Below are 17,626 nucleotides of genomic sequence, written 5' to 3'. Positions count from 1 at the left end.
GGTTCTTTACTTTTCGCGGGGGTCGAGGGCGTCGCGCAGGCCATCACCCAGCAGATTGAAGCCAAGCACGACGAGGAAAATCGCAATGCCCGGCCAAAGCGCCATCCAAGGTGCCTGGTCGAGGAAATTCTTGGCTGTATTCAGCATGGACCCCCAGGACGGTGCGGGGGGTTGCTGGCCCAGCCCAAGAAAGCTGAGGCTCGCCTCGGCAATGATTGCAGTGGCGACGGTCAGGGTCGCCTGCACGAGAACCGGCGGAACGATATTTGGCAGGATGTAACGCGTAAGGATCTTGCGCGTCGGCAAGCCGATGGCCCGTGCACTGTCCACGTAATCCTCGGCCGCGACACTCAGGACCTGTCCGCGCGTCAAGCGCACGAACAAAGGGGTGGCAGAGATACCGATAGCGATCATCGCGTTGGTCAGGGAGGGACCGAGAAACGCAGCCAGCGCGATGGCGAGGATCAGGAAAGGGGCAGCCAGCAACGCCTCTGTGCACCGGGAAATCGCGGCATCGGTCCAACCGCCGAAGTAACCTGCGGCTATGCCAAGCGGCACGCCGACCAGAACCGCGATGGCGACCGATACGACACCTGCCAGCAAAGATGCCTGTGCGCCCCAGATCAGGCGCGAGAGGACGTCACGGCCGATTTCGTCAGTGCCGAAAGGATGCGCCGCCGAAGGCGCCTGTCTGACCGCGCCCCAATCGGTCGCGGTGGGATCGGGGATCGGAAGCACTGGCGCAAGAAGTGCCATCGCCACAAAGAAAATGACGAGGATGCCACCGAGCATCGCAGAGCGATGCGTGCGGAACTTTTTCCACACGCGGTTTTCCGGACGGTGGTCCAGAACGGGATCGTTCGCGCTTTCTGCGTCGATCGTCGTGGGGGTAGCGACCTGAGCCATCACTGCTTCCTTAGACGGGGGTTGAGCAGGACATATGCGACGTCCGCAAGCAGGTTCATCACGATAAATCCAACGGCGGTCACGAGGACGATACCTTGCACCACCGCATAGTCTCGGTTGAAGACGGCATCGACGACCAGCTTGCCGAAGCCGGGCACGGTAAAGATCTGCTCTGTCAGGACCGCGCCCGCGATGAGTTCTCCGAACAACAGCGCCGAAAGCGTCACGATCGGCGTCAGCGCATTGCGGAAAGCGTGTTTCAGAATTACGCGGCGTTCTTTCAAACCCTTGGCGCGGGCGGTCCGCACATAGTCCGAGGTCAAAACTGTCAGCATTGCCGATCGCGTGTGGCGCATCAGCGTGGCTGCCAGTGCGGTACCCAGAACGAAAGCGGGCATGATCATCACCTGGATGGAGCGAAGGGGGTCTTCATCGAAGGGAACGTAGCCAGACGCCGGGAGAAGCTGCCATTTTACCGACACCAGCAGGATCAGCATGATCCCCAGCCAAAAATTCGGAATTGACAGCCCGGACAAGGCCACGACGTTGGCCACGTAATCTATAGCCGTTCCCTTTTTGATCGCGGACAGGATACCAGCAGGAATTCCGATTGATATGGCGAAGATCATCGCCATTGTCGCAAGCTGGATCGTGACGGGAAGTTTCTCTCCGATCAGTTCGAGGACAGGCTGATTGGTCCGGAGCGAGATTCCAAGGTCTCCGGTCAGGGCGTTGCCGACCCACTTTAAATACTGCACCGGGATCGGATCGTTCATGCCATATTTTTCACGCAGGAACGCGATCGTCTCGGGGTCGCGTTCCTCGCCGGCCATAGCGAGGATCGGGTCGCCGGGTAACAACTTTTGCAGCGCAAAAACGAAGATCGAGATCAGTATGATCGTCGGAATCGCGACCAACAGACGGCGGAGAATGAAGGACAGCATGGCGGCTTTCTTGATCGGGGGTCAGCCCCGCACAGTTTGTGCGGGGCCGTGGGGTGTCACTCTTCGGGTTTGGTGACGCCTTCGAGGCGGATCATCCCGTCAGGATACGGGGTGAAGCCCTCGATCGACGCATCAAGTGCCCAGATCCAGTTTTGGTGATACAGATAGACGATGGGCTGATCCACACTCAGGATATCCAGCGCCTGATCGTACATCGCCTTGCGTTCAGCCTGGTCCGTCGTTGTGCGGGCATCGTTCAAAAGCTGATCGACTTCAGGATTCGAATAACCGGCGTCGTTGAGCCCCCCGCCCGTGATCATGAACTGATGGATGTTGCCGTCGGGGTCCACCCGTCCGGACCAACCGATCTGGCTCGCCGTGAAGTCACCTGCCGACTGATCGTCAAGCAAAGTCGCAAACTCTTTCGAAGTGATCTCGATGTTGATACCGGCCTCGGACGCCATCGACTGGACAACCTGCATCAATTGCAGCGGTACGGTGGTATTCGGCACCTGAACCTCGAGTGTGATCCCGTCGACATGCCCCGCCTCTGCCAGCAAAGCGCGGGCGCCTTCGACATCGCGCTCCGGGACCGGACGCTCGGTATCATACCAAGGCGAGTTTGGCGGAAACGGCTGGTTGCCCGCCGCGAAAGCGTCATTGAAGACGACCTGGTTGATGATATCGCGACCGATGGCAAGGCTCAGCGCACGACGCAGGCGCGGATCGTTGCCCCAAGGGTTGTCTCCGCGATCGCCATTCTCAAGGTTGAAGGTCAGACCCTGATAGCCAAGCGAGACGGCACTTTCGATGGCAATATTATCGTCGTTACGGGCCTGTTCGAGGTCTGTCGCCGCAAGGCGTTCGAGGATATCGATATCACCCGACCGCAGGTTGGCCAACCGCACGGTGGTGTCCGGTATCGGCAGAAAGGTAACGCTGTCGAAATTGATCGCGTCGGCATTCCAATAGCCGTCGTACTTCGTCAACGTGATCCGATCCTGCGCGATACGTTCTTCAAAGGCGAAGGGGCCAGAACAAACCGGTGCAAGACCGAAATCGGCGCCAGCCGCATCGAACGCATCTGGCGACATCATCATGCCGGACCGATCGGCAAGCTGGGCCAGAAGGGTCGCGTCAGGAGTCGAGAGGTCGATGCGGATCTCGTAATCACCAAGAACCTCGGTTCCAGCGACAGAGGTCAGTTCTGATTTGCGGCGGCTTTCCTCAAGTGTCTGGCTGCGCTCGATATTGCGCGCGACAGCATCGGCGTTGAAAGGCGTGCCGTCATGAAAGGTGACGCCCTCGCGCAGGGTAAACGTGATCGAGGTGTTATCGTCGGACCAGTCCCAGTCGGTCGCAAGTTGCGGGATGATCTGGAGGTCAGGCGTGATGTCCACAAGCTTGTCGCAGAGCGAGGCGTAAACAATACGACCAACGAAGGTACGCGATTGGTCGGGGTCGAGCACGTCAGCATCCGATTGCAGCGCAATCCTGAGATCTTGGGCTTGTGCGCCTAGGGTCGTGGCACCCAAAAGCGCTGCGGCCAAGGTCATGCGTGAAAGTGTCATTTGGTCATATCTCCTTGTTTGGACCTGTGCCGCCCTTTGCAGGACGGTTCTTGGGGTTCTGGTTTTCCGAGCGCGGGCGAATTTCGATCCCCGCGATTGCGTCGCCATATAGTGCGAAGCGCTCTCTTGCTGCGTCAGTGAGGCCTGTACCCGCTTGGGGAGCGGGCGGGGGCGCTTGTTCGGCAATTTCCTCAATGAAGTGACAGGCGGCACGGTGACCTGGCTCCGGACTGGCTTCCCGGAGACCCGGAACATCGGAACTGCATTTTTCGCGGGCAAACGGGCAGCGGGTGTGGAAACGGCAGCCCGTGGGCGGATCAATCGGGCTGGGCATCTCGCCGGTCAGTTCGATCTGGTGCCGTGTGCGCCCGTGTTCTGCGACCGGGATCGCCGAGAGCAAGGCCCTTGTATAAGGATGACGCGGGTCTGCGAAAATGACGTCGGTCGGACCTTCCTCTACGATCGCGCCAAGGTACATCACCGCAACGCGGTCGCTCATATGCCGGATCACCGCCAGGTCGTGGGCGATCAACACCAGCGTCAGGCCAAGCTTGTCGCGCAGGTCCGAAAGCAAGTTCATGACCTGGGCCTGAACCGACACATCGAGTGCCGACACCGGTTCGTCGCCAATAATCAGCTTCGGCCCCGAGGCCAGCGCCCGGGCGATACCGATGCGCTGGCGTTGGCCACCCGAAAACTCGTGCGGATATCGGTCGGCGTGTTCGGGGCGCAGACCGACCTGTGCCAGAAGTTCCAAAACCTTGACGCGCCGTTGCTTGGCCGAAAGTTCGGGCTCATGCGTTTCAAGAGGCTCACCAACCAGCCGTCCAACAGTCATGCGTGGATTGAGTGAGCTGAAGGGGTCCTGAAAAATGAACTGCATGTCACGGCGCAATTCAGTCAGAGCCCGACCTTTTGCCTGATCGATCTGGCGACCCTCGAAGATCATGTTCCCAGAGGTTGGTAAGATCAGCCTCATGAGCATTCGCGCCAGCGTGGACTTGCCGCAGCCGGATTCACCCACGATGGCAAGCGTCTCGCCTTTTTGCACCGATAGTGACACATTCGATACAGCGCGAAGTGTCTTGGGCTTGGCGAAGAGCGATCCGCCCACGTTGAAGTCGCGCGTCAGGTTGACGGCTTTCAGGATCGTTTCGGTCATGCGCTGCGCTCCAGCCGCAAGTCCAGCGGCGCAAAGTGACACAGCACTTCATGGCCTGCCCCGAAGTCCCGCTGAGGTGGTGTCTCGTTGCAAATGTCCTGTGCGAAAGGGCAGCGGGTCGAGAACCGGCAGCCAGCGGGCATTGTCTGAACCGTCGGAACAGTTCCCGGCACAGTGCTCAATCGCTCGCGAGGACCGCTGAGCTTGGGCATCGAGGATATGAGGCCAATGGTGTAGGGGTGTTGAGGATCATTGAAAATGGCCTCGGCAGATCCGGATTCGACAATGGTACCAGCATACATGACCGCAACCTTGTCGGCGATCTCGGCAACGACACCAAGGTCGTGCGTGATCATGATCGTGCCCATCCCGGTCTCGGCCTGCAAGGTACGGATCAGATCGAGGATTTGGCTTTGAATGGTCACATCCAGTGCGGTCGTCGGCTCATCTGCGATCAGCAACTTGGGATCATTGGCCAACGCCATTGCGATCATGACGCGCTGACGCATACCACCGGAAAGCTGATGAGGGTATTCGTTCATCCGTGCCTTCGGGGATGGAATGCCAACCCTGTCCAGCATTTCGATGGCGCGTTCGCGAGCCTGCGCATCCGTTACGTCATTGTGCGCAGTCACGGCTTCGGCGATCTGGTCGCCGATCTTGAAAGCGGGGTTCAGCGAACTCATCGGTTCTTGAAAAATCATCGCGATGTCGGCCCCGCGATGGCGTCTGAGTGCGACAGTGTCATCCAGATCATAGGGCTCATCAAGAAAGCTGATATCCGCCTCGGTGATATGCGCAGCCCCCTTGGGCAAAAGCCCCATGATCGCCAGCGAACTGACGCTTTTGCCGCAGCCGGATTCTCCGACGATGCAAAGTGTCTCACCCCGACCTACGGAATAGCGCACGCCCTTGAGCAGGTCGGTCTGGGAGTCGCCGAACCCGAGACTGAGCCTCCGGACGTCGAGCAGCGGAGCGGAAGATGCGTTCTGGACCAATTTCGAAACCATTCCTTGATTGGTTACGGGTGCCTCAGTCTCTCTTTGTGGTCAACATCGCAAGCCCGAATTTGTGCTCTTTGAAAAAGTTGTTCAATAAAGCATGCCGACGCCCGGCGATCAGGCAGGTGTGTCAACCTCGCCTGAAGGGCTCTGGGGCCCATCGGTCCATGATTTCTTCTGCTATCCGGGCAGAGATGACCCGGCGATGACGCTGGCCGCGAGGTCAGCGTAGCCGCGCGCCCGTTTCGCCATCGAAAAACATCGCGTCGGCCGTCTCGAAATCCAGCGTGACGGTGATGCCCTCTTTCATGGGCGCGTTGTCGCGAGTTTCCACGATGATCTTCTCGCCGCCCGGCGGGATCAGGTAATCGTAAGACACGCCGCCCAGACGTTCGCGGATATCCAACCTGATCTCGCTTTTGCCCGGCGCGATCTTCAGGTGCTGCGGGCGCAATCCCAGGTGCACCGGCTTGCCCTCGGCCGGAAGGGCGACGGGCGCCTCGATCAGGCGGTTTCCGAGGGACGGGACCCGCAGGCCGTCGCCCTCGACCACCCCTTTGATGAAATTCATGGCCGGTGAGCCAATGAAACCCGCGACAAACTTGTTGTCCGGGTCCTCATAAAGCTGCATCGGGCTGCCGACCTGCTCCACGCGCCCGGCGCGCAGCACGACGATCTTGTCGGCCAACGTCATCGCCTCGACCTGATCGTGCGTGACGTAGATCATCGTGGCGCCGATGTCCTTGTGCAGGCGCGCGATCTCGACGCGCATGTCCACGCGCAGCTCGGCATCCAGGTTGGACAGGGGTTCGTCAAACAGGAACACATCGGGGCCGCGCACGATGGCACGCCCGATGGCGACGCGCTGGCGCTGGCCGCCGGACAGGGCCTTGGGCTTGCGGTCCAGGTACTCGTCGAGCTTGAGGATGCGGCTGGCCTCGGCCACTTTCTCGCGGATCTCGGCCTTGGGGTGGCCGGTCATGCGCAGGCCGAAGCCCATGTTCTCCTCGACAGACATATGCGGATAGAGGGCGTATGTCTGAAAGACCATGGCCACGCCGCGGTCGGCGGCGTCCACCCGTGTCACGTCCCGCGGGCCGATCTGGATCTTGCCTGACGTCGTCTCTTCCAGCCCCGCGATCATCCGCAAAAGGGTGGATTTGCCGCAACCCGAAGGGCCGACGAAGACGCAGAATTCGCCGTCCTCCACGGTCAGGTCGATGTCGTGTATCACTTGCGTGGCGCCGTATTTCTTGACGGCCTGTGTCAGGGTTACGCCAGTCATCGGGGTCTCCTCCTTGGGCGGTCAGTCCGGAAATTGCCAGTTCTCGGCAGCCCCGGCGATCTTATGGGCGGTTTCGGTCAGGGCCGGGCGCAGCCGTGCAAGCCCGTCCAGCGTGTTGCGTTGGGTCGAGGCGGTGATCGACAGCCCCCCCATGACGCGGCGCGCCGATGACAGGATCGGGGCGGCGATGCAGATGATGCCCTGCTCGTGTTCTTCGCGGTCAAAGGAGATGCCCGCGGCGCGGATCGCGGCGAGTTCCTGCGTCAGGGCCTCCGGTGTTGTCAGGGTCCGGGACGTATGGGCAAAGAAGGACTGCATGTTCACCGCCTTCTCGCGATCATCGGGCGGCAGAAAGGCAAGCATGGCCTTGCCGACCCCGGTGCAATAGCCCGGGCCGATCTTGCCCGCCTCGGAAAACATCTCGACCGGGCGGCGCGCGTTGCGCTTGTCGACATAGAGCACCTGCCCCTGGTCCATCTGTGCAAGATGGATGGTCTCGCCCACCTGTTTGGAAAGTGCATCCACAAAGGGTCGCGCAATGGGCGCGAGCGAGCTTTGCTGCCAGGCTGCATGAGCCAGACGCACCAGGCGCAGACCCGGGGCATAGGTCTGCCGGGTCTCGTCGTAGATCAGCATGCCCTGGCTGGTGAGCGTCTGAAGCAGCCGGTAGAGCGTCGCCTTGGGATGATCGGATTCGGCCAAAAGCTCGGCAAAGCGGGCGGGGCGGCCCTTGGCTGCGACGCGGTCCATCACGTCCAGCGCCTTGCCGACCGTGCCATCCGCATGCCCGCCATTCGTCGCCTGCCGGTTCATATGCGCCACTGTCCTCCCTTGCCCGGCCGTTCCGATCCGGCTGTTGACTTTCCTAAGCTGTATCCCGCATAGTTTCAATAGTTGGAATTGAGTTTCAATATGTGGAACTCTCTGACGCTGAATTATGGGAGGACACCAATGCTCAAGAAACTTACCTCGGCAGCCGTTGCGTTGACGATGACCACCGGCCTTTCCGGTCCCGTCTTCGCCGGGGCGCACGCCGAGCTCGAAGGCACCCTGCGCATCATCTCGGACATGTCGAACCCCGCCCCGCGCGAGGTCATGGAAGGTCTGGCCGCCGATTTCGACGAAATGCACCCGGAGCTGACGGTCGAGCTGGACATCGTCGACCGCGAAGCCTGGAAGAGCCAGATCCGCAACGCGCTGTCGGCAAGCCCACCGGACGTGGTGAACTGGTATGCCGCCAACCGGATGGGGCCCTACGTGGACTCCGGGCTGTTCATGGATATCACCGACTGGTGGGACGCCGGCGACTTCGAAGGTCTCGAATCCGTCAAAGGTGCGATGACCATGGACGACAAGCAATGGGGTGTGCCCTATACCTACTACCAGTGGGGCATGTACTACCGCGCGGACATCTTCGACGAGCTGGGTCTTGAAGAGCCCGAGACCTTCGAACAGGAAATCGCCAACTGCGAGGTAATCCTTGGCTCCGGCCGCAAGTGCTACACCATCGGCACCAAGTTCCTCTGGACCGCCGGCGGCTGGTTCGACTACCTGAACATGCGCACCAACGGCTTCGACCATCACATGGCACTGGCCCGCGGCGAGCTGTCCTGGACCGAGGACGAAGGCGTTCGCCAGGCCTTCGAGAACTGGCGGACCCTGATCGACATGGGCGCCTACATCGACGACCACCAGACCTACAGCTGGCAAGAGGCGCTGCCCTTCATGGTCAAAGGCGAGGCCACGTCCTATTTGATGGGCAACTTTGCGGTGCCGCAGCTGCGCGATGCCGGGCTCGGCGATGACCAGCTCGATTTCTACCAGTTCCCGGCGATCAATCCCGATGTCGAAATGGGCGAGGACGCGCCGACCGACACCTTCCACGTCGCCTCGGGTGCGCAGAACGTCGCGGCGGCCCGCGAATTCCTGAAATTCGTGACCTCACCGGACGTCCAGACCCGCATCAACGGCCCCGATGCGCTGGGGCAGCTGCCGGTCAACGCCAACTCCTCGGTTGCGGATGACAAGTTCCTCCAGCAGGGCTTCACCATGCTGTCGGAGAACGCTACCGGCGGGATCGCCCAGTTCTTCGACAGGGACTTCCCGGCCGAGATGGCCGCGATCGGCATGGAAGGCCTGCAGGAATTCATGGTCTTCCCTGATAACCTGGATGACATTCTGGCCCGCATGGAAAGCGCGCGTCAGCGCATCTACGACTGATCCGATACCGGTCGGGGCCTCGTCACAGGGGCCCCGCACCACCCGCAGCCCATCCGCAAGCCACCCAGAGGTTTTCGCATGTGTTGTCCGCGGCAAACTGCCGTGGCCGGAGGAGACGCCATGACCTTGCCCACCGATCCGCCGACCCAGACCTGGCTGCAACGCCACCGGATGATCATCACGCCGCTGATGTTCCTGCTGCCGGGTGTGGCCTTTTTCGCGGTCTACGTGATCTCACCGATCCTGCAGAGCTTCTACATCTCGACCTTCGAATGGACCGGTCTTGGCAGCCTGTCCGAGCAGGGCGAATTCATCGGTATGCAAAATTATCGCGAGTTGATGTCGGACCGGAATTTCGAGGTTTCGCTGTGGAACAACGTCAAGTGGCTGGTGCTCTACTTGCTGGCGATCCCCGGCGGGCTGTTCATCGCGCTGTTCCTCAACCAGACCGTCGCGGGCATCCGGGTCTACAAGTCACTGTTCTTTTTCCCCTTCGTCATCAGCCAGGTCGTTGTCGGGCTTGTCTTTTCCTGGTTCTACCTGCCCAACGTCGGCTTGCTGAACGTGGTGCTGGGCTGGTTCGGAAGCGAAGTGAACATCCTCGGCAATCCCGATCTTGCGACCTACGGCATCATTGCCGCGGGGCTCTGGCCACAGACGGCCTATTGCATGATCCTGTACCTGACCGGTCTGAACGCCGTGGACCCCGAACAGATCGAGGCTGCCCGGCTTGACGGGGCCAAGGGGGTGCGGATGCTCTGGCACGTGATCCTGCCGCAGCTTCGGCCCGCGACCTTCATCGCCTTCGTCGTGACGATCATCGGCGCGCTGCGGTCCTTCGACCTGATCTCGGTCATGACCAATGGCGGTCCCTTCGGCTCCACCCGCGTGCTGTCGTTCTACATGTTCGAGAAGGCACTGTCGGAATACGGGTTCCGCATGGGCTATGGCTCGGCGATCGCGGTGATCCTGTTCCTGATCATGCTGATCTTCATCAGCTACTTCCTGTGGACGATGTGGCGTGACGAACGCGCCGCGCGGCTCTAAGGGGAAAGGACAAGACATGTTTCCGACACCCGTCGAAAAGCGCTCGCGCGCGGCGCAGATCACCTATCAATCGCTGGTGCCCCTGGCACTGATCCTGTGGCTGCTGCCTCTGATCGCGGTGGCGCTCTTCTCGATCCGGCCGGGGGTGGATTTCGCCAACGGCAATTACTGGGGTGTGCCCTCGTCCTTCGAGCTGTTCACCAACTACGGCAGGGTCTTTTTCGAAAGCGACATGCCGCGTTATCTGTGGAACTCGGTGCTGATCACCGTGCCCACGGTGATCGGCGCGGTGGCGCTGTCGTGCATGACCGGCTTCGCACTGGGAATCTACCGCTTCCGGGGCAACCTGCTGATCTTCTTCATGTTCATCGCGGGCAACTTCGTGCCCTTCCAAATCCTCATGGTGCCCGTGCGCGACCTGACGGTGGATGTGGGGCTCTACAATACCAAGATGGGGCTGGTGCTGTTCCACATCGCTTTCCAGACCGGGTTTTGCACGCTCTTCATGCGCAACTTCATTCGCGCACTGCCCTATGAGCTGATCGAGGCGGCGCGGGTCGAGGGCGTGAAGGAATGGCGCATCTTCTGGTATATCGTGCTGCCGCTGATGAAACCCGCCATTGCCGCGCTGTCGGTCCTCGTTTTCACCTTCATCTGGAACGACTATTTCTGGGCCGTGGTCCTGACGCAGGGGCCGGACGCGCAGCCCGTCACCGCCGGGATCACCAGTTTCAACAGCCAGTTCGTGGCGCAGTATCACCTGATGAGCGCAGGCAGCATCGTCGCGGCCTTGCCGCCGGTTCTGATGTTCTTCCTGATGCAGCGCCACTTCATTGCAGGCCTCACACTCGGAGCCGTCAAATGACGAAACTCACCTTCATCGGCGCAGGGTCAACGATCTTCATGCGCAACATCGTCGGCGACATGCTGCACTTCGAAGCGCTACGTGACGCCGAAATTGCGCTCATGGATATCGACGAGGCCCGCCTTGCGGAGTCCGAACAACTGGCGCGCCGCATGATTGCCACCATGGGTAGCGGTGCGACTGTGACCACCCATACCGATCAGCGCCGCGCGCTGGCGGGGGCCGATTTTGTCGTGACCGCCTTCCAGATCGGCGGCTATGATCCTGCGACGATCACCGATTTCGAGGTGCCCAAGGCCTACGGTCTGCGCCAGACCATTGCCGATACACTCGGCGTTGGCGGGATCATGCGCGGGGTGCGTACCGTGCCGCACCTGTGGCGCGTGGCCGACGACATGACGGCGGTCTGTCCCGACGCGCTGTTGATGCAATACGTAAATCCAATGGCGATCAACACCTGGGCGCTGGCCGAAGCCTACCCGCATATCCGTCAGGTCGGATTGTGCCATTCGGTGCAAAACACCGTTCAGGAATTGGCCCATGATCTGGACATGGCCAAGGACGATATCCGGTATCGCGTCGGCGGGGTGAACCATGTCGCCTTCTTCCTGCGACTGGAGGATGCACAGGGCGCCTCTCTCTATCCGCGTCTGCGGGAAGGCTACCGCGCCGGACGGCTGCCCAAGGCGCCGCTGCTGATGCCACGCTGCCCAAACGCCGTGCGCTACGAGGTGATGGAGCAGTTGGGATATTTCTGCACCGAAAGCAGCGAACACTTTGCCGAATACGTGCCGTGGTTCATCAAGGCTGGCCGCGAGGACCTGATCGAGCACTTCGGCATCCCGCTGGACGAATACCCCAAGCGCTGCATCGAACAGGTGGCCGAGTGGACGGCGCAAGCGGCCGACTTGGCCCAACAGGCCGGCATCGAGGTCCCAAAAAGCCACGAATTCGCGGCCGAGATGATGAACGCGGTGGTGACGGATCAACCCTTCACCGCCTATGGCAACCTGCCCAACCGCGGTCAGATCCCGCAACTGCCCATGGGGGCCGCCGTGGAAACGCCCTGCCTGGTGGATCAGAACGGTGTGCAGCCCTCTGTTGTCACGGATATCCCGCCGCAGCTGGTCGCCCTGATGCGGACCCAGGTCAACGTGCAGGAACTGACCGTGCGCGCCCTGTTGGACGAGAACCCCGAACACATCTACCACGCCGCCATGATGGACCCGCACACCGCCGCCGAGTTGGACCTGCGCCAGATCCGGGCGCTGGTAGATGACCTGCTGGCGGCCCACGGCGACTGGCTGCCCGCTTGGGCGCAAGTGAAGAAAGCGGCCTGAAGGCCGGAACGGACAAGGACCTATGACCAAGACACGACGCAGCGCCGCCTGCTATGGCAAGCCCGACCGCATCCGGGTCTCGGCCAGCACCGCGCGGCTCGACCCGCTGGTCAACGCAGCCGAACTAGAAACCCGCCGCACCAACTGGCAGCCCGACGCGCCGCATTACCTCCGCGGCCACGCCAAACTCCTTACAGACCACGTGTTGCAGGCCGACCGGGGCGCGGACCTGAACGTCTTCCTGGGCAAGCACACCAGCCCCGTGACAAGAGAGAGCCACTGATGAGAACAGCCACCTTCCACGACCTCGACGGCGCCTCCGTCTTTATCACCGGCGGCGGATCCGGCATCGGCGCGGCCCTGACCGAGGGCTTCCTGCGGCAAGGGGCAAAGGTCTCTTTCGTCGGTCGATCGGACGCCAGCGCATTCGTCGACCAAATGGAACGCGACACCGGCAACCGCCCGCTGTTCCTGCAGTGCGACATCACCGACATTGCCGCGCTCAAGGCCGCGATGGAGCAGGCAGCCACGGCCAATGGCCCCTTCCGCGCGCTGATCAACAATGCCGCCAACGATCAGCGCCACACCACCGAAGAGGTCGACGAATCCTTCTTTGACTGGATGATGGCGATCAACCTCAAGGCCTATTTCTTTGCCTGCCAGGCGGCCCTGCCGGGCATGAAAGCCATGGGCGGCGGGTCCATCATCAACTTCAGCTCGGTCAGCTACATGATGGGCAACGCGGGCTATCCACTCTACACGACGGCCAATTCCGGTATCAACGGCATGACCCGCAGCCTGGCGCGCGAATATGGCCCCGACGCGATCCGCGTGAACGCGCTGGCGCCGGGGTGGGTGCTGACCGACAAGCAACTCGAGCTTTGGGCCAAGCCCGAGGCGCTCGCCGCCCACATGAACCGGCAGTGCCTGAAGGAACATCTGAAGCCGCAGGACATCGTGGATGCCACGCTCTTTCTTGCCTCCGATGCCAGCCGGATGATGACCGGGCAGGCCATGGTGGTGGATGGCGGCGTCGTGGTGACGGGCTAGGCACAGCGCAGAGGAGAGGATCGGCATGACACCGGAATGGTTGGCAGTGGACTGGGGCACGTCGCGTCTGCGGGTCTGGCTCATGGGGCCGGACGGCACGGTGCTGGATCAGCGCCAGTCCGACCGGGGCATGGGCAACCTGTCGAGCGGCCAGTTCGAACCGGCGCTGCTGGCGCTGGTTGGTGACGCGCTGCCACGGGGCCGCACGATACCGGTGATCGTTTGTGGCATGGCCGGGTCGCGGCAAGGCTGGGCCGAGGCGCCCTATGCGGCGGTGCCCTGCGCGCCGCTGTCGGTTGCCTCGGCCGTCCAGGTGGAGACCGCGGATCCGCGCCTTTCCGTCTTCATCGTGCCGGGGATCAAGCAGGCGTCGCCGCCGGACGTGATGCGCGGCGAGGAAACCCAGATCGCCGGGTTCCTTGCGGACAATACCGGTTTCGATGGGGTGCTTTGCCTGCCCGGCACCCATTGCAAATGGGTCCATATCAGCGCCGGGGAGGTGGTCAGTTTCCGCACCTTCATGACCGGCGAATTGTTCGCCCTGCTCGAACAGGCCTCTGTGCTGCGCCACTCGGTGACGGGGGGCGATTGGGATGACGGGGCCTTTGCCGGCGCCGTCGATGACGTCATCTCCCGTCCCGCCACGGTGGCGGCCGACCTGTTCTCTGTCCGTGCCGCGGCCTTGCTGGACGGTACCGGGTCGGGGGCGTCGCGCGCCCGGCTTTCGGGTCTTTTGATCGGCCTCGAACTCGCCGGTGCGCGACCCTATTGGCTGGGCCAGGACATTCGTGTCGTGGGGGCTGGTGGCATCGCAGGCGCTTATCGCGACGCGCTGGCTGCCCAAGGCGCCAGCGTCGCAACTGTGGCCGGTGACGGCATGGTCCTGCGGGGCCTGCGCGCCGCCTATGACACCCTGCACGAGGCTGCCCCATGACCCGAGACATCATCGCCATCCTGCGCGGCGTCGAGCCGCACGAGGCCATCGCGATCACCGATGCCCTGATCGGTGCGGGAATAACCCGGATCGAGGTGCCCCTGAATTCGCCTGACCCGTTCGATACCATCGCGCGCATGGTGGACCATGCCGGGGACGCGGCAGAGATTGGCGCGGGCACGGTTCTGGACGTCGACGCGGTGGCGCGGCTGGCCTGGATCGGCGCACGGATGGTGGTGTCGCCCGATACCAACCCCGAGGTCATCGAAGCGTCCAAAGCCCATGGGCTGGCGTCCTATCCCGGTGTCTTCACCGCGACCGAGTGCTTTACCGCCCTGCGCCACGGCGCTGACGGGCTGAAGGTCTTCCCGGCCTTCAAGCTGGGGCTGGACGGGTTCAAGGCGCTTTCTGCCGTGCTGCCCGACACAGCAGCGACCTATGCGGTCGGAGGCGTCGGACCCGAAGACTTCGCCGCCTGGCGTGCCGCCGGGATCACCGGCTTCGGGCTGGGGTCGAATCTCTACAAGCCCGGATATGACGCCGCCCGCGTGGGCGACCTGGCGGCAGCGGCCGTTGCCGCCTACGACACAAGCTTTTCCTGAAATCCGACAAATCCGAGGCCCCCATGCAGCGCACGCTTGGCACTTGCTATTATCCCGAACACTGGCCCGAAGAGGTCTGGCACAACGACGCCGCCCGCATGGCCGAGCTGGGGCTGACCTGGGTGCGGATCGGCGAATTCGCCTGGGGCCGAATCGAACCCACTCCGGGCGATCTGCGCTGGGACTGGCTGGACCGTGCCATCGAGGTTCTGGGGCAGGCCGGATTGAAGGTGGTGCTGGGCACCCCCACTGCCACGCCACCACGCTGGGTGGTGGACAAGCATCCTGACATGCTGGCTGTCGATGCCGAGGGACGTCCGCGCAAGTTCGGCTCGCGTCGGCATTACTGTTTCAGCCACACGGGCTACCTTGACGAATGCCGCCGCATCGTCACGCTCATGGCCGAACGCTATGGCCGCAACCCACATGTGGAGGCCTGGCAGACCGACAATGAATATGGCTGCCACGATACCATCTTGTCCTATTCCGAGGCCGCCCGGCAGGCGTTCCGCGATTGGCTGGCGCAGCGATATCAATCGCCCGAAGCGCTGAACCGCGCCTGGGGCAATGTCTTCTGGTCGATGGATTACGCGACTTTCGACGAAGTGGACCTGCCCAACCTGACCGTGACCGAACCGAACCCGTCGCACGCGCTGGATTTCCGGCGCTTCAGCTCCGACCAGGTGGTGCGGTTCAACCGCGTGCAGACCGAGATCATCCACGCCCATTCTGACGCGCCGATCGCGCATAACTACATGGGGCGGGTTACGGATTTCGATCACTACAAGGTGGGCGACGATCTGGATATCGCATCCTGGGACAGTTACCCGCTGGGGTTCCTGGAAAATGTCGTCGGGGCCGAGGATGCCCACAAACGCCGCTACAACCGCCAGGGCGATCCGGATTTCCAGGCCTTTCACCATGACCTTTATCGTGCCGTCGGGCGCGGGCGCTGGTGGGTAATGGAACAACAACCCGGCCCGGTGAACTGGGCGCCTTACAATCCCGCCCCGCTGCCGGGCATGGTTCGGCTCTGGTCCTGGGAGGCCTTCGCGCACGGGGCCGAGGCGGTCTGCTACTTCCGCTGGCGTCAGGCACCCTTTGCGCAGGAACAGATGCACGCGGGCCTGTTGCGCCCCGACAGTGCAGATGCCCCCGCAATGGACGAGGCCCGCCAGGTCGCCGCCGAGATCGCCGAGGCGCCCCAGGTGCAGCCCCGACAGGTCCCCGTGGCGTTGGTCTTCGACTACGAGGCAGATTGGGCCTGGGACGTGCAGCCGCACGGTGCGGGACTGTCCTACTTCGGCCTGGTGCTGGAGTGCTATCGCGCCCTGCGCCGGGCAGGCCTGTCGGTGGATATCGTCCGCCCTGATCCTGCGCACCTCGCGGGCTACAAGGCGATCTTCGCGCCGGGGCTGATGATTCTGCCTGACGATCTGAAGGCGGCGTTTCTGGCCAGTGACGCGCAGGTGGTGCTTGGCCCGCGCGCCGGGGCGCGCAGCCGCGACATGGCCATTCCCGCGGCGCTGCCACCTGATCTGCCCGGCTTCGATCTCAAGGTGACGCGCGTTGAATCAATGCGCCCCGACATGCCTGTTGCCCTGTCGGGGGGCGGGGCCGTCACCGGCTATCTCGACGAGATCGAGGGCGCCGGCGACCCGGTCCTTGAAACGGAAACCGGCCGGCCCGTCGCCCTGGCCTTCGGAGGGCTGACATATCTGGCGGGCTGGCTGGACCGAGCCGGATTCGATCGGCTTGTGGCGCAGACGGCCGCGCGGGCAGGGGTGGCGACACGCCCGATGCCCGAGGGCGTGCGGATCCGCGACACGGGGACGGAGAGGTTCTGGTTCAACTACACCGCCGAGACCGTCAAGACCGATGCCGGGGACTTGCCGCCCGCCGGCGTCCTGCGTCAGCCTCTCTGAGCCGTTCGGGGTCGCGGCAACGCCCGGTCCGAAGATCCGAGGTTGCCCGACTTGCGCGGACATGGGAGATGGACCGCGCGCCCGCTTCGTGCGGTCAATCAGGAGGTGTTGCGCCGGATGATCCCCGTTTACGTCATCAACCTGGACCGCCAGCCCGAGCGCTGGGACAGGATCAAGCGCAACGCCGATGATATCGGTGTGACGCTGACCCGTGTGCCGGCCCTTGACCGCAAGCGGGATTACGGCCCCGACCTGGAAAAGGAATTCGGGCGGCGACGTGGACTGGACCATGACAAGGTCTCGGCCGGGGACATCTGCTGTTCTCTCAGCCATGTCCGGGTGTGGCGTGAGATTTTGAACAGTGGCGCTCCGGCGGCGGTGGTCCTGGAGGATGACATGCGGCTGGACGCCGTTTTTGCCTCCTATCTGGACGATGGTTTTCGCGAGGCTGCGGACCACGCTGGCTTGAATTGCGTGAAACTGGAGCACGTTCCGGATGACCCCAGACGCAACAAGCGTAGGCGTCCTCTTGGCCGGGCCGTTTCCGACCTGCCGCACGCCGGGGGTGCCTCGCTTTATCGTCTCTGCGGTCCGTTCCTCGCATCAGGGGCCTATTTCATCACCCGGGAGGCTGTCGGTGACCTGTTGCGGCGCCATCCCCCGCTGGGGCTGGCAATAGACCAGGTTCTTTTCGATCAGGTGCTGGGAACGGGCTTCCGGATGTTGGACATCGGTTTCGTCAACCCGGCCCCGGCGAAGCACGACCTGCTGGAG

General features: G+C 62.6%; 17 protein-coding genes. 10 read left to right on the top strand and 7 right to left on the bottom strand.

What is annotated here, in order from left to right; translation table 11 throughout:
• Positions 1 to 6: 6 nt before the first annotated feature.
• From LCF59_RS10775 to LCF59_RS10745, 7 genes are all read right to left on the bottom strand, one after another.
• Positions 7 to 906: an ABC transporter permease gene (locus tag LCF59_RS10775; RefSeq protein WP_292287472.1), complete on the bottom strand. Its 900-nt coding sequence runs from the start codon at positions 904 to 906 to the stop codon at positions 7 to 9.
• On the bottom strand, positions 906 to 1,850 hold the full coding sequence (locus tag LCF59_RS10770; RefSeq protein WP_292287471.1) for an ABC transporter permease: 945 nt from the start codon (positions 1,848 to 1,850) through the stop codon (positions 906 to 908). The genes LCF59_RS10775 and LCF59_RS10770 overlap by 1 nt, the downstream gene beginning before the upstream one ends.
• Positions 1,851 to 1,906: 56 nt before the next feature.
• Positions 1,907 to 3,421: an ABC transporter substrate-binding protein gene (locus LCF59_RS10765; protein ID WP_292287470.1), complete on the bottom strand. Its 1,515-nt coding sequence runs from the start codon at positions 3,419 to 3,421 to the stop codon at positions 1,907 to 1,909.
• 4 nt (positions 3,422 to 3,425) lie between these two features.
• Complete coding sequence (locus tag LCF59_RS10760; protein ID WP_292287469.1) at positions 3,426 to 4,583, bottom strand: ABC transporter ATP-binding protein; 1,158 nt, start codon at positions 4,581 to 4,583, stop codon at positions 3,426 to 3,428.
• Positions 4,580 to 5,593, bottom strand: a complete 1,014-nt coding sequence (locus LCF59_RS10755) for an ABC transporter ATP-binding protein (protein WP_292287468.1) — start codon at positions 5,591 to 5,593, stop codon at positions 4,580 to 4,582. The genes LCF59_RS10760 and LCF59_RS10755 overlap by 4 nt, the downstream gene beginning before the upstream one ends.
• Before the next feature lie 214 nt (positions 5,594 to 5,807).
• On the bottom strand, positions 5,808 to 6,869 hold the full coding sequence (locus LCF59_RS10750; RefSeq protein ID WP_292287467.1) for an ABC transporter ATP-binding protein: 1,062 nt from the start codon (positions 6,867 to 6,869) through the stop codon (positions 5,808 to 5,810).
• Positions 6,870 to 6,890: 21 nt separating this feature from the next.
• Positions 6,891 to 7,682: an IclR family transcriptional regulator gene (locus LCF59_RS10745; RefSeq protein ID WP_292287541.1), complete on the bottom strand. Its 792-nt coding sequence runs from the start codon at positions 7,680 to 7,682 to the stop codon at positions 6,891 to 6,893.
• Between the two features lie 177 nt (positions 7,683 to 7,859).
• On the opposite strand from LCF59_RS10745, the gene LCF59_RS10740 reads away from it, so the two are divergent.
• The 10 genes from LCF59_RS10740 to LCF59_RS10695 form a co-directional block, all read left to right on the top strand.
• On the top strand, positions 7,860 to 9,089 hold the full coding sequence (locus LCF59_RS10740; protein WP_292287540.1) for an ABC transporter substrate-binding protein: 1,230 nt from the start codon (positions 7,860 to 7,862) through the stop codon (positions 9,087 to 9,089).
• Between the two features lie 120 nt (positions 9,090 to 9,209).
• Entirely contained in the window at positions 9,210 to 10,136 is a 927-nt protein-coding gene (locus LCF59_RS10735) for a carbohydrate ABC transporter permease (protein ID WP_292287466.1), read from the top strand.
• Positions 10,137 to 10,152: 16 nt separating this feature from the next.
• Positions 10,153 to 11,001, top strand: coding sequence for a carbohydrate ABC transporter permease (locus LCF59_RS10730; protein WP_292287465.1), 849 nt, complete (start codon positions 10,153 to 10,155; stop codon positions 10,999 to 11,001).
• Positions 10,998 to 12,341 carry an alpha-glucosidase/alpha-galactosidase gene (locus LCF59_RS10725; RefSeq protein WP_292287464.1) on the top strand — a complete coding sequence of 448 codons (1,344 nt, stop codon included), beginning with the start codon at positions 10,998 to 11,000 and terminating at the stop codon, positions 12,339 to 12,341. Before LCF59_RS10730 ends, LCF59_RS10725 begins: the two co-directional genes overlap by 4 nt.
• A 22-nt stretch (positions 12,342 to 12,363) precedes the next feature.
• Entirely contained in the window at positions 12,364 to 12,624 is a 261-nt protein-coding gene (locus LCF59_RS10720; RefSeq protein ID WP_292287463.1) for a dihydroxy-acid dehydratase, read from the top strand.
• A complete protein-coding gene (locus tag LCF59_RS10715; RefSeq protein WP_292287539.1) occupies positions 12,621 to 13,391 on the top strand; it encodes an SDR family NAD(P)-dependent oxidoreductase in 771 nt (256 codons plus the stop codon). The genes LCF59_RS10720 and LCF59_RS10715 overlap by 4 nt, the downstream gene beginning before the upstream one ends.
• Before the next feature lie 25 nt (positions 13,392 to 13,416).
• Positions 13,417 to 14,325, top strand: a complete 909-nt coding sequence (locus tag LCF59_RS10710; RefSeq protein ID WP_292287462.1) for a 2-dehydro-3-deoxygalactonokinase — start codon at positions 13,417 to 13,419, stop codon at positions 14,323 to 14,325.
• Entirely contained in the window at positions 14,322 to 14,927 is a 606-nt protein-coding gene (locus LCF59_RS10705; RefSeq protein ID WP_292287461.1) for a 2-dehydro-3-deoxy-6-phosphogalactonate aldolase, read from the top strand. Before LCF59_RS10710 ends, LCF59_RS10705 begins: the two co-directional genes overlap by 4 nt.
• A 23-nt stretch (positions 14,928 to 14,950) precedes the next feature.
• On the top strand, positions 14,951 to 16,852 hold the full coding sequence (locus LCF59_RS10700; RefSeq protein WP_292287460.1) for a beta-galactosidase: 1,902 nt from the start codon (positions 14,951 to 14,953) through the stop codon (positions 16,850 to 16,852).
• A 117-nt stretch (positions 16,853 to 16,969) separates the two neighbouring features.
• On the top strand, positions 16,970 to 17,626 hold a 657-nt coding region (locus LCF59_RS10695; protein ID WP_292287459.1), incomplete at its 3' end, for a glycosyltransferase family 25 protein.

This window comes from Marivita sp. (genome assembly GCF_020055675.1).
In the GTDB taxonomy this organism is placed as follows: domain Bacteria; phylum Pseudomonadota; class Alphaproteobacteria; order Rhodobacterales; family Rhodobacteraceae; genus Marivita.
The sequence above is the reverse complement of the archived record's forward strand: the minus strand, read 5'-3'. Positions and strand labels throughout refer to the sequence as shown.

Bases quoted from the DNA above. Each gene is read 5' to 3' on its own strand.
- LCF59_RS10775 (WP_292287472.1), bottom strand. From the start codon at position 906: ATGGCTCAGGTCGCTACCCCCACGACGATCGACGCAGAAAGCGCGAAC.
- LCF59_RS10770 (WP_292287471.1), bottom strand. From the start codon at position 1,850: ATGCTGTCCTTCATTCTCCGCCGTCTGTTGGTCGCGATTCCGACGATC.
- LCF59_RS10765 (WP_292287470.1), bottom strand. From the start codon at position 3,421: ATGACACTTTCACGCATGACCTTGGCCGCAGCGCTTTTGGGTGCCACG.
- LCF59_RS10760 (WP_292287469.1), bottom strand. From the start codon at position 4,583: ATGACCGAAACGATCCTGAAAGCCGTCAACCTGACGCGCGACTTCAAC.
- LCF59_RS10755 (WP_292287468.1), bottom strand. From the start codon at position 5,593: ATGGTTTCGAAATTGGTCCAGAACGCATCTTCCGCTCCGCTGCTCGAC.
- LCF59_RS10750 (WP_292287467.1), bottom strand. From the start codon at position 6,869: ATGACTGGCGTAACCCTGACACAGGCCGTCAAGAAATACGGCGCCACG.
- LCF59_RS10745 (WP_292287541.1), bottom strand. From the start codon at position 7,682: ATGAACCGGCAGGCGACGAATGGCGGGCATGCGGATGGCACGGTCGGC.
- LCF59_RS10740 (WP_292287540.1), top strand. From the start codon at position 7,860: ATGACCACCGGCCTTTCCGGTCCCGTCTTCGCCGGGGCGCACGCCGAG.
- LCF59_RS10735 (WP_292287466.1), top strand. From the start codon at position 9,210: ATGACCTTGCCCACCGATCCGCCGACCCAGACCTGGCTGCAACGCCAC.
- LCF59_RS10730 (WP_292287465.1), top strand. From the start codon at position 10,153: ATGTTTCCGACACCCGTCGAAAAGCGCTCGCGCGCGGCGCAGATCACC.
- LCF59_RS10725 (WP_292287464.1), top strand. From the start codon at position 10,998: ATGACGAAACTCACCTTCATCGGCGCAGGGTCAACGATCTTCATGCGC.
- LCF59_RS10720 (WP_292287463.1), top strand. From the start codon at position 12,364: ATGACCAAGACACGACGCAGCGCCGCCTGCTATGGCAAGCCCGACCGC.
- LCF59_RS10710 (WP_292287462.1), top strand. From the start codon at position 13,417: ATGACACCGGAATGGTTGGCAGTGGACTGGGGCACGTCGCGTCTGCGG.
- LCF59_RS10705 (WP_292287461.1), top strand. From the start codon at position 14,322: ATGACCCGAGACATCATCGCCATCCTGCGCGGCGTCGAGCCGCACGAG.
- LCF59_RS10700 (WP_292287460.1), top strand. From the start codon at position 14,951: ATGCAGCGCACGCTTGGCACTTGCTATTATCCCGAACACTGGCCCGAA.